Here is an 11,559-nt window from a genome sequence, read left to right on the forward strand (position 1 = left end):
CCCGTCGCCGGCGCCACCGGCGCACCCACCGCCGGACCCCCCGCCGCTCCCACGGTCGCGCCGACCGCGACCCCCACCGCGGCGCCGACGTCCGCGGTCGCCGACCCGTCGCCCTCGACCACGACGACCACCCCGCCGGCCGCCACCACGACGCACCCCGCGCCCGCCCCGAAGCCCTCGACCTCGAAGCCGTCGACCTCGAAGCCCGCGGCCCCAGCCCCGTCGACCACGACGAAGCCCGCTGCGCCGGCCCCGAAGCCCCCGCCCGCGCCGAAGCCGCCGCCGGCTCCGAAGCCGCCGCCGGCTCCGAAGCCCCCGCCGCCCCCGCCCGCGCCGAAGCCGCCGCCGGACGAGCCGAAGCCGCCGAAGGGCGACCCCAAGCCGCCGAAGCCGCCGAAGGGCGACCCCAAGCCGCCGAAGCCGCCGAAGGGCGACACGTCGGGGAACAGCGGCCCGGGCTCGAAGCACGACGGGGGCCACGGGGGCAAGGGCAAGGGGTAGCCCCCGCGATGTGCTCGGGGTGCGCCGTCGTGGCAGGTGTGGTGGCCTTGGACGGCGGGCCGAGGTGGCCCGTCACCGCCTGAGCAGGAGGCCCACGCATGCCCACTCGCACCGCCCGCACCGCCTGGAACGGCACCCTCGAGCAGGGCTCCGGCCAGGTCGAGCTGAGCAGCTCGAAGGTCGGCACCTACGACGTCTCGTTCCCGAAGCGGGCCGCCGAGGACGCGGACGGCACCACCAGCCCCGAGGAGCTCATCGCGGCGGCGCACAGCGCCTGCTACGCGATGCAGTTCTCGGCGATGGCCGCGCAGGCCGGCGGCACGCCGCGCGCGCTCGAGGTGAAGGCCGACGTCTCGCTCGGCCCCGACCCGGCCGGCGGCTTCCGCCTCACCGGCATCGCGCTGACCGTCACCGGTGAGGTCGAGGGCCTCGACGCCGACGCCTTCCAGCGGGTGGCGCAGCAGGCCAAGGAGGGGTGCCCGGTGAGCAAGGCGCTGACCGGCGTCGAGATCACCCTCACCGCCCAGGCCGACTGACCCGCACCCCCGCACCACCACCGCTGCACCGACGCAGGAGGACACCGTGCGCCTCGACTGGCTCCGACCCGTGGCCGACGGGACGGGACCGTTCCTGACCGTCAGCCTCGACGCCACCCGCGACGGGCCGGACGGCGCGAAGGAGGTCGAGCTGCGCTGGCAGGCCCACGAGGAGCGGCTGCGGGCGCAGGGCGCCTCGGAGCAGGCGCTGGCGGCCGTGCGCGAGGTCGTCACCGAGCCGACGCACCGCGGGGGACCCGTCGGCCGGCTGGTCGTGGCGACGGACGACGGCGTGCAGCTCGACCTGGTGCTGCCCGAGGCGCCCGGCCGCGAGGAGTCGCAGTGGGGCCCCGTGCCGCACCTGCTCCCCGTCGCCCGGGCGACCTCCGGCATCAGCCACGTCGTGGTCGACGTCGACCGCACCGGCGCCGACCTCGAGCTGACCGACGCCCTGGGCGCCGCAGCCGGCTCCGAGACCGTGCAGGGGTCGGACGACGAGGTGCACGCGGCGCACGTGCGCGGCACCTCGCAGCGGCGCGTGGAGTCGCGGGTCGAGGACACCACCGCCCGCAACGCCGCGCAGGTCGCGGCCGAGCTCGACCGCGTGGTGCGGCGGCAGCGGCCCGAGCTGGTGCTGGTGCGCGGCGACGACCAGGTCGTCGCCGAGCTGCTCGACGCCGTCGGCCCCGACACCGCGTCGAAGGTGGTCCGCGTGCCCGGGTCGCGGGCCGCGGGCGGGTCGGAGCAGCGCCGTCGCGAGGACGTCGCCCGCGCGCTGGCCGAGCGCGCCGCGGCCCACCGGGCCGACGTGCTGGACCGCTTCGAGCAGGGCGAGCAGCGCCAGGACCTCGCGGTCGAGGGGCTCGACGCGGTGGTCGAGTCGCTGCGCCGGGGCCAGGTCGAGGAGGTGCTGCTGCACGACGACCCGTCGTCCACGCTGCGGCTCTGGGTCGGGTCGACGCCCGGCGCCGTCGCGACCAGGCGCTCCGACCTCGTCGAGGCCGGTGAGGAGTCGCCGCAGGAGGTCGCAGCGGGCGCGGCGCTCGTGTGGGGTGCGATCAGCACCGGTGCCGGCCTGACGCTGGTCGGCGGCCGGCCGCACGGCACCCCCGAGCAGGACCTCGCCGACGACTCGGCCGGGCACCGCGACCGCCAGCAGGTCACCCTCACCGACGGCGTGGGAGCGCTGCTGCGCTACAGCGACGCCTCGACGTCGCACGACGGCCTGCGCAGCATGCCCGGCCGCGGCGAGCCGTCCGCCGGGCCGGTCTGACACCTGACCGACGACACACGACGGCCGCCGAACCCCTGCGGGACAGGGGGTCGACGGCCGTCGGTGCGTCTGCTCACTCGGAGGGCGGCGCGTACAGCTGCAGGTCGTTGCCCTCGGTGTCCTTGAACGGCGCGATGCGACCCCACGGGTGGTCGCTGATCTCACCGGTCACCGTCGCGCCGGCCGACTGCAGCCGGGCGTACTCGTCGTCGATCGAGCCCTCGGGCGTGAACGAGATGACCGCTCCGCCGTCGGAGTGCGCGCTCGTGCCCTCGCGACCGTTGAGCCCGATCAGCAGACCGCTCGCGTCGATCTCGCTCCAGTCGTCCGACTGGCTCTTCAGCTCGAGGCGCAGCACGCCGGTGTAGAAGTCGACGGCACGCTGCATGTCGTCGACCGGTACCCAGACGGCGGCCACGGAGCCGGCCACGTCAGCGGCCGAACGCGCGACGGGCGACGCCGCTGACGACGTTCGAGGTGCGCTGCTGCTCGCCCGCGAACGAGCTCACGACGACCAGGGCGCCGGTGACCGCGGGGATGACCCACTGCATGACCTTCAGCTGGCGCTGCGCGGCGGCGACGTCGGCCGGGGTGCTGGTGCTGGGGGTGGTGCCGTCGCTGACCGGCACGTCCTCCGCGTTCGACACGCGCTTGCCGAGGACGCGGCTGTACGCCGTGGCGCCCAGGGCGACGGCGGTGAGCGCGGTCTTCACCAGGGCCATGCTCGCGACACCCTGCTGACCCTTGACCCGCTCGCCGTTGCCGACGAGCTGGCCGACCGAGCCGACCAGGTGCAGGCCGATGGCGGCGGCGTTGACCGGCGTCCAGGCGTCCCAGCCGGCGTTCGCCACGCGGCCGGAGGACGACGCGTCGCTGGCCGCGCCCGCCGCCTTGTTCAGCGCGACCGCGTTCGCCAGCGTGCCGCCGAACCAGCCGGCGAGGCCCAGGTCGTGGCTCGCGCGCGAGAAGGTGTCGGTCTCCATGTGTGCTCCTCTGTCGAAGGGGGGCGCCGGCACTCGGTGTCTGGGAGCGGGGCCCGCTCACCCAGGATGCGCGACATCGCCGCCGCCCGCCGTGTCAGAGCTGCTCGACTTCGTCGCAGGACCGCAGCGCCGTGTTCCCGCGGCGTCAGCCGGCGTCGGACGCCCCGGTGTCGGCCCCGGTGTCGGCCCCGGTGTCGGCGCCGGCGGCCGAGGCGGCATCGGCGGCGCGGCGGGCGTCGAGGCGCTCGCGCTGGGGGACCACGACGTAGCGGGGGTCGCGGGCGGAGGCCTTGCCGGCTTCGAAGACGCCGAAGCGGGTGGCGAGGGAGCCGCCGAGCAGGGCCAGGCCCGACAGCGCGGAGAGCGCGCGGCTGCGGCCCGACACGAGGGCGCCCAGCGCGCCGGCGGCGGTCAGCCAGCGCGCGGCGTCCATCAGCCGCTCGGGGCCGGGCTCGTGGTACGCCTCGCTCGCGAGGCCGAGGCGGCGCTCGACGACGAGCGTGCCGGCCAGCTCGGCGGCGGCCCCCACGACGGCCATCCGGCGCGCCGGGCCGCTCTCGGCGAGGGGCGCGGTGACCAGCGCGGCGCCGCCGCCGGACGCCAGCGCGCTGCCGGCGAAGACGAACGGCAGCACGCCGTGCGCCTCCTTCCAGGCGGGCGTGGAGGTGTCGGTGAGCAGCGCCGCGGTGTACGTCGCGAGCGCGGGCGCGGTGGCGGCCGCGCCGACGCCGCCGGCCCGGGCCAGGGCCGGGGCCAGCCGGTTGACGGCACCGAGCACGCCGCTGGTCGGCAGCAGCCCGCCGAGCTCGGCGAGGGCCGCGATGCCGGACGCCGGGCCGAAGGCGGTCAGGATCCACGTGCCGACCGACATCGGCGAGGTGACCTTGGCGACGCGCAGCATGTGGTGGAAGCGGGCAGGGCGCCCGAGGTCGTGCACGAGGAAGAACGCGCTGGCGCTGACGGCCACGAGCGACGTCCAGCGGGTCGCGCGGCGCAGCCCGTGCCGTCCGCTCGCGTCGCCGCCGGCGGCCAGCAACGACGAGCCGGCCGCCAGCCCGCCGGTGAACAGGTACGCCGGGATGTCCCACTCCCACGTGGGCTCCTTGAGGATCGGGCGCCCGTAGTACGACCGGAAGTCCGCCTCGGGGACCCGCGTCTCCTCGCCGCGGCGGGGGCTCACCGGCGCCGTCCGGCGAAGGCGACCACCGCGGTCGCGACCATGCCGACGGCAGCCATCCCGGCGCGCCGCCACATCTGCCCGAGGTCGCGGGTCGGCACCACCGGGTCGGGCGGCAGGCCGTAGACCTCCGGCTCGTCGAGCAGCAGGAAGAACGCGCCGGCGCCGCCGATGCCGTCGTCGTCCGACTCGAGGTACAGCCGGGCCTCCTCGACGCCGCCCGCGTGCAGCGCCTCGACCCGCGCGGCAGCGGTCTCGCGCAGCTGGTCCAGGGGGCCGTACTGGATCGACTGGGTCGGGCAGGCGGTCGCGCAGGCGGGCATCAGGCCCTCCTCGGTGCGGTCGTGGCACAGCGTGCACTTGAACGCGCGACCGTCGTCCTTGCGCTGGTCGATGACGCCGAACGGGCAGGCCGGCACGCAGTAGCCGCAGCCGTTGCAGATGTCCTGCTGCACGACGACCGTGCCGGTGTCGGTGCGGAACAGGGCGCCGGTCGGGCAGACGTCGAGGCAGCCGGCGTGCGTGCAGTGCTTGCAGACGTCCGACGACATCAGCCAGCGGACGTCGACCGGCCCGGCCGCCTGCTGGTCGTCGACGGCGAGCTGCGGCTGCGCGTCCTCGCCGCCGGTGCGCTGCTCGCGCAGGGCGGGCATGCCGAGGTCGGTCGCGCCGCCACCCCTGCGCGGCGGGGCCTCCTGCTCGATGAAGGCGACGTGCCGCCACGTGCTGGCCCCGAGCGCACCGGTGTTGTCGTACGACATCCCGGTGAGGTCGAGCCCGTCCTCGGGCACGAGGTTCCACTCCTTGCAGGCGACCTCGCACGCCTTGCAGCCGATGCACACCGTGGTGTCGGTGAAGAAGCCCATCCGCGGCTCCGGCTGCCAGCCGGAGTCGGTCGCGGGGTCGACGGGGCCGGCCAGGCTGTTGGGACCGATGACGTTCACGCGGGCTCCTCGTTGGTGCGCAGGCCGGCGCGGTGCGCCGTCCGCTCGACGTACGGTCGCAGCTCGGCACCGCGCGGACGCCGTCCGGGCCGGACGTCGCAGGTGCCGACCTTGCTGTCCTGGATAAGGACGTTCGGGTCGAGCGTCACGCCGATCAGGTCGTTCGCCGAGTCGCCGCTGACGATCGCCGCCCCGCCCTGACCGAAGTGGTACGGGAGCCACACCTGGTGGATCGTGCGGCCGTCGACGCGCAGCGGGCGCATCCGGTCGGTGACCAGCACCTTCGCCTCGATCGCCGACCGGCTGGTGACCACGTGCGCCCAGCCGTTGTGCTCGAGGCCCCGCTCGCGGGCCAGGGCCGGCGACACCTCGATGAACATGGCCGGCTGCAGCTCGGCGAGGTAGGGCAGCGTGCGGCTCATGCCACCGGCCGTGTGGTGCTCGGTGAGCCGGCTGGTCGTGAAGACGTACGGGTACACCGCCGCCAGCTCGTCGTCGGGAGGGCTGGGGTTGGTCGGGTTGTCGACGCGGTCGTAGTACTTCGCCGTCGGGTTCGCCTGCACCGCACCGTAGAGCGGGTTGCGCACGGGCGACTCGGCCGGCTCGTAGTGCGTCGGCATGGGGCCGTCGATGAGGCCGCTGGTCGCGAACAGCCAGCCCTTGCCGTCGGACATCATGATGAACGGGTCGTCGCCGTTCAGGGCCTCGACGCCGACCGCGTCGTCGGCCGAGCGGTACGACGGGGGCTTCGTCACCTCGAAGTCGGGCACGTCGAGGCCCGTCCAGCGCCCGGCGTCCTCGTCCCACCACACGTGCTTCTTGCGCTCGCTCCACGGCTTGCCGTCGAGGTCGGCGGACGCGCGGTTGTAGAGGATGCGCCGGTTCGCCGGCCAGGCCCAGCCCCACTCCGCCGCGACGTGGTCCTGCTCGTGGCCGGGCTTGCGGCGCGCGGCCTGGTTCACGCCGTCGGCGTAGACGCCGGTGTAGATCCAGCAGCCGCCCGCCGTCGTGCCGTCGTCCGTCATCTCGGTGTACGACGAGAGCGGCTCGAGGGTGTCGGTGCGGTACCCGTTGATCTCCTTCAGCACCATCTCGGCATCCGGGTCGTCGGTCTCGCCCACCATCGGGTAGTCCCACGCCAGGTCGAGCACCGCGCGGTCGGCGTCGTCGGTGCTGTCGCGCAGCCGCTCGCGGATCAGCCGGCCGAGGTGGAAGAAGAACCACAGCTCGCTGCGCCGGTCGCCGCTGGGCTCGAGCGCCTTCTCGCGCCACTGCAGCATCCGGTGCGTCTGGGTGAAGGTGCCCTCCTTCTCGGTGTGCGCCGCCGCCGGCATGAGGAACACCTCGGTGCCGCACTCCTCGGGCACGATCTCGCCCGTCTCGACCTCCGGCGAGTCCTTCCAGAACGACGCGCTCTCGATCTCGAACAGGTCGCGCACCACGAGCCAGTCGAGGTTGGCCATGCCGAGCCGCTGGGCGCGCCCGTGGGCCGACCCGACGGCGGGGTTCTGGCCGAGCAGGAAGTACCCCTTGACCTTGCCGTCGATCATGTCGAGCACGGTGCGGTAGGTGCCGTGGTCGCCGGTGAGCTTCGGGATGCGGTCGAAGTTCCAGTCGTTCTCGGCCGTCGCGGCGTCGCCGTAGTAGGCCTTCAAGAGGTTCACGCAGTAGCTGCGCGCGCCGTGCCAGAAGCCCTTCGCGTCGCCGTGGGTGATCGCGTCGACCCACTGGTCGAAGCTGTCGTGCTGCCCGGCGATCGGGTGCGGCAGGTAGCCCGGGAACAGGTTGAACAGCGTCGGGACGTCGGTGCTGCCCTGGATGCTGGCGTGCCCGCGCAGCGCCATCACGCCGCCGCCCGGCCGCCCCATGTTGCCGAGGAGCAGCTGCAGGATCGCGCCGGCGCGGATGTACTGCACGCCGCTGCCGTGCTGCGTCCAGCCGACGGAGTACACCAGGCTGGTGGTGCGCTCGCGCCCGCTGTTGCGCGTCCACGCCTCGCAGACGGCGAGGAAGTCCGCCTCGTCGACGCCGCACGTGCGCGACACCATCTCCGGGGTGTAGCGGGAGAAGTGCCGCTTCAGCACCTGGTAGACGCTGCGCGGGTGCTGCAGGGTCTCGTCGCGCTCGGCGTCCTGGCCGACACCGGGCCCGTGCGACTCGTGCTGCAGGCCCGCACCGGTCTCGCGCCGGCTCTCGGTCTCGGCGGAGTCACCGCCGGACTGGTTCACGCCGTCGTACTCCCACGAACCCTCGTGGTACGTGCGGGTCTCCGGGTCCCAGCCGCTGAACAGCCCGTCGAGGTCCTCGGTGTCGCGGAAGTCCTCGCTCACCAGGTGCGCCGCGTTCGTGTAGTTCACGACGTACTCGCGGAAGTCGAGCTCGTTCGACAGGACGTAGTTGATGACGCCGCCGAGGAACGCGATGTCGGTGCCCGCGCGCAGGCCGACGTAGCGGTCGGCGAGCGCGCTCGTCCGGGTGAAGCGCGGGTCGACGTGGATCACCGTCGCGCCGCGCGCCTTCGCCTCCATGACCCACTGGAACCCGACCGGGTGCGCCTCGGCCATGTTCGAGCCCTGGATGACGATGCAGTCGGCGTTGGCCAGGTCCTGCAGGAACTGGGTGGCGCCGCCGCGTCCGAACGAGGTCCCCAGACCGGGGACCGTGGCGGAGTGTCAAATACGCGCCTGGTTCTCGACCTGGATGGCGCCCACGGCCGTGAACAGCTTCTTGATGAGGTAGTTCTCCTCGTTGTCGAGGGTCGCACCCCCGAGGCTCGCGATGCCCATCGTGCGGCGCAGGAACCGCCCCTGGTCGTCCTTGTCCTGCCAGCTCTCGCGGCGGGTCTGCACGACGCGGTCGGCGATCATCTCCATCGCCCGGTCGAGCGGCAGGTCCTCCCACTCGGTGCCGTGCGGGCGGCGGTAGCGCACCGTCTCCAGCCGCAGCGGGCTGGTGACCAGGCTCTTGCTCGCGGAGCCCTTGGGGCACAGCCGCCCGCGCGAGACCGGGCTGTCGGGGTCGCCCTCGATCTGGGTGACCTCGCCGTCCTTCACGAACACCTTCTGGCCGCAGCCGACGGCGCAGTACGGGCAGACGGACCGCGCGACGTGGTCGGCCTCGGACGTGCGGGCGCGGTGCTCGCGGGTGCCCTTGGACTCCACGGCGGCCCCGCGACCCAGGGGGTCGGTGCCGGTGACCTGCCGGTAGACCGGCCACCCCTCGATCCACGTCTTCACGCCCACGGGTGCACCGTGCCACGCCACGGGCCCCGAAGCCACACCAACGGGCCGCCGGGTTTCGCGGATCGGGCTACAGCCCTGCGCCCCGGACGTCGATGGACCGGGGTGGTGCGGGCGAAGAGCGCTCGCCGACCGGTGGGGACGACGACATGGCTGTGCGCGAGGACGACGGGCTGGCATCGGCCGGCCGGCTCGGGGACCTGCCGCTGCGCGTGAAGCTCGGCGCGATCGTCGTCGTGACCGTGCTCGGCATGGCGGCGCTGCTGGGCTTCGGCGTGCGCGGCCTGCAGCAGGCGAAGGACACCGGCCGTCGGGTGAGCCTCCTGTCGACCGTGGGCGTGCAGCTCATGGAGGGCGACATGGCCCACGACGCCGTGCGGGCGGACGTGCTCACGGCCATGCACTTCGCCGGCAACCAGCAGGGCACCTCGGCCGCGGGCGACGTCGCGGTGCAGGCCGACGTCCTGCGCGACGGCCTGCGGGCCGCCTCCGCCGCGCACCTCGGCGCCGAGGTCGACGCGGCGGTCGCCGAGGTCGCACCGGACGTCGAGGAGTACGTCGCGCTCGCCGCCCAGGTGACGCAGGACGCCGCGCGCAGCGGCGTCTCGGGCGCCACCACCCCGCCCCGGTACAACGCCTTCATCCTGTCGTTCCAGCACCTCGAGCGGTCGCTCGGCGAGCTCTCCGACCTGGTGCACCAGCGCGCGTCGGTGGTCGAGGTGCAGGCCCGCGCCGACCAGGCCCGCGCCCGCACGCTGCTGCTCGTCACCGGCGCGCTCACCACGCTCGCGGTCTGCCTGCTGTCGGCGTTCGTCACCAGCCGGCTGGTGCGCCGCGTGCGCCGGCTGCAGGGCGCCGTCGAGGCGATGGCGGACGGCGACCTGACCGCCCGCTCGGGCGTGACCGGGCGCGACGAGCTGGGCCGGATGGCGCAGGCGCTGGCCCGTGCCCAGGAGTCGGTGCGCGACGTCGTCGAGCAGGTCACGCGCTCGGCCGCGGCGGTCACCACCAGCGCCGCGCAGCTGACCGGCGTCAGCGAGCAGGTCGGCTCGGGCGCCGACCACACCTCGCGCCGGGCGGCGTCGGTGTCGGCGACCGCCGAGGAGGTGTCGCGCAACGTGCGCACGGTCGCGGCCGGCTCCGCGCAGATGGACGCCTCGATCCAGGAGATCTCCCGGTCGGCGGGCGAGGCGGCCGGCGTCGCCGCCCGCGCGGTCGACGTCGTCGAGACCACCAACCGCACCGTCACCCAGCTCGGCGAGTCGAGCCGGCTCATCGGCGACGTGGTCAAGGTGATCACCGCCATCGCCGGCCAGACGAACCTGCTGGCGCTCAACGCGACCATCGAGGCCGCTCGCGCGGGTGCCGCCGGTCGCGGCTTCGCGGTCGTGGCCGACGAGGTGAAGGACCTGGCGCGGGAGACCGCGCAGGCCACCGAGGACATCGCCCGGCGGGTCGAGGCGATCCAGCAGGACGCCTCCGGAGCCGTCGAGGCGATCGCCGAGATCTCGGAGATCATCACCACGATCAACGCCCACCAGCTGACGATCGCCTCGGCGGTCGAGGAGCAGACGGCCACCACGCGCGAGATGACCCGCAACGTGGCGGAGGCGGCCCAGGGCTCCGGCGAGATCGCCCAGAGCATCACGGGCGTCGCCGAGGCGTCGGTCGAGACCACCGAGGCCGTGGCCCGCAGCCGCGCCGCCGTGGGCGAGCTGGCCCGCATGGCCGACGACCTCCGCGGGCAGGTGTCCCGCTTCACCTGCTGATCCCGGCAGCCCCTCCCCGCCGGGCAGGACGTAGGTTCGGCGGGTGCAGGTGCTGGCGACCGCGGGTCACGTCGACCACGGCAAGTCGACGCTCGTGCGCGCCCTCACCGGCATGGAGCCCGACCGGTACGCCGAGGAGCGGCGCCGCGGGCTGACGCTCGACCTCGGTTTCGCCTGGACGACGGTCGACGGCACGGAGGTCGCCTTCGTCGACGTGCCCGGTCACGAGCGCTTCGTGCCCACGATGCTCGCCGGCGTCGGCCCGGTGCCCGCCGTGCTGCTCGTGGTGGCGGCCGACGGCGGGTGGATGCCCCAGTCGCAGGAGCACCTCGACGCCCTCGACGCGCTCGGCGTCCGGCAGGGCCTGCTGGTCGTCACCCGCGCCGACCTGGCCGACCCCGCACCTGCCGTGCGCGAGGCGCGCGAGCACCTGCGCGGCACCGGGCTGGAGGGGGTCGACGACGTCGCCGTCAGCGCCCGCACCGGCGAGGGCCTCGACGACCTGCTCGCCGCGCTCGGCGGGCTCGTCGCGCGGCTGCCCGCGGGCGACCCGGAGGCGCCGGTGCGGCTCTGGGTCGACCGCGCCTTCAGCGTGCGCGGCGCCGGCACCGTGGTGACCGGCACGCTGCCCGGCGGCCGGGTGCGACCGGGCGACCGACTGCGCCTGCTCCCCGCCGGCACCGACGTCGTGGTGTGCGACGTGCAGTCGCTGGTGCTTGAGCGCGACGAGGTGGTCGGCCCGGCCCGGCTCGCGCTGAACCTGCGCGGGGTGGCGGCCGACGACGTGGCCCGCGGCGACGTGCTGGCCACCGCCGGGCACCAGCTGGTGACGTCGCTGGTCGACGTGCGGCTGCGGGGCAGCGCGGCGTCCGACCTGCCGGCCGGGTCGCTGCTGCACCTGGGGTCGGCTCGCGTGGCGGCCCGGCTGCGGCCGCTCGCCGCCGCGACGTCCGACGTGGTGCGGCTGACGCTGGAGGCGCCGCTGCCGCTGCGGGTGGGCGATCGCGGCCTGCTGCGCGACCCGGGCGCCTCCCGGGTGCTCGGCGGCGTGGTGGTGCTCGACCCCGACCCGCCGCAGCTGCCGCGACGGCGCGGTGCAGCCAGGGAGCGCGCCGAGCTGCTGGCCGGGGCGGACGG

General features: G+C 74.9%; 10 protein-coding genes. 4 read left to right on the forward strand and 6 right to left on the reverse strand.

Going from position 1 to position 11,559, the window contains the following annotated elements:
* Window positions 1–488: hypothetical protein (locus ACYVI6_RS15980; protein WP_460447316.1), on the reverse strand; the 488-nt coding region annotated here is incomplete at its 3' end.
* A 111-nt stretch (window positions 489–599) separates the two neighbouring features.
* Here ACYVI6_RS15980 and ACYVI6_RS15985 point away from each other — a divergent pair.
* Together ACYVI6_RS15985 and ACYVI6_RS15990 are read left to right on the forward strand one after the other, a co-directional pair.
* Entirely contained in the window at window positions 600–1,037 is a 438-nt protein-coding gene (locus ACYVI6_RS15985; RefSeq protein ID WP_460447317.1) for an OsmC family peroxiredoxin, read from the forward strand.
* A 46-nt stretch (window positions 1,038–1,083) separates the two neighbouring features.
* A complete protein-coding gene (locus tag ACYVI6_RS15990; protein ID WP_460447318.1) occupies window positions 1,084–2,310 on the forward strand; it encodes a baeRF2 domain-containing protein in 1,227 nt (408 codons plus the stop codon).
* Window positions 2,311–2,383: 73 nt separating this feature from the next.
* On the opposite strand, the gene ACYVI6_RS15995 is transcribed toward ACYVI6_RS15990, so the two are convergent.
* The 5 genes from ACYVI6_RS15995 to fdh all read right to left on the reverse strand — a co-directional run bounded on the left by ACYVI6_RS15995 (window position 2,384) and on the right by fdh (window position 8,656).
* The gene (locus tag ACYVI6_RS15995) at window positions 2,384–2,740 is read right to left on the reverse strand and encodes a VOC family protein (protein WP_460447319.1); all 357 of its coding nucleotides are present in this window, start codon (window positions 2,738–2,740) and stop codon (window positions 2,384–2,386) included.
* 1 nt (window position 2,741) lies between these two features.
* Window positions 2,742–3,293, reverse strand: coding sequence for a hypothetical protein (locus ACYVI6_RS16000; RefSeq protein ID WP_460447320.1), 552 nt, complete (start codon window positions 3,291–3,293; stop codon window positions 2,742–2,744).
* Window positions 3,294–3,438: 145 nt separating this feature from the next.
* The gene (gene nrfD / locus ACYVI6_RS16005; protein WP_460447321.1) at window positions 3,439–4,473 is read right to left on the reverse strand and encodes an NrfD/PsrC family molybdoenzyme membrane anchor subunit; all 1,035 of its coding nucleotides are present in this window, start codon (window positions 4,471–4,473) and stop codon (window positions 3,439–3,441) included.
* Window positions 4,470–5,405, reverse strand: coding sequence for a 4Fe-4S dicluster domain-containing protein (locus tag ACYVI6_RS16010; protein WP_460447325.1), 936 nt, complete (start codon window positions 5,403–5,405; stop codon window positions 4,470–4,472). Before ACYVI6_RS16010 ends, nrfD begins: the two co-directional genes overlap by 4 nt.
* 5 nt (window positions 5,406–5,410) lie before the next feature.
* Complete coding sequence (fdh, locus tag ACYVI6_RS16015; RefSeq protein WP_460447322.1) at window positions 5,411–8,656, reverse strand: formate dehydrogenase; 3,246 nt, start codon at window positions 8,654–8,656, stop codon at window positions 5,411–5,413.
* A 146-nt stretch (window positions 8,657–8,802) separates the two neighbouring features.
* Between fdh and ACYVI6_RS16020 the strand changes: the two genes are divergently transcribed.
* Complete coding sequence (locus ACYVI6_RS16020; protein WP_460447323.1) at window positions 8,803–10,422, forward strand: methyl-accepting chemotaxis protein; 1,620 nt, start codon at window positions 8,803–8,805, stop codon at window positions 10,420–10,422.
* A 43-nt stretch (window positions 10,423–10,465) separates the two neighbouring features.
* Window positions 10,466–11,559: selenocysteine-specific translation elongation factor (gene selB, locus ACYVI6_RS16025; RefSeq protein ID WP_460447324.1), on the forward strand; the 1,094-nt coding region annotated here is incomplete at its 3' end.

The sequence above is a fragment of the Angustibacter aerolatus genome, from assembly GCF_054776675.1.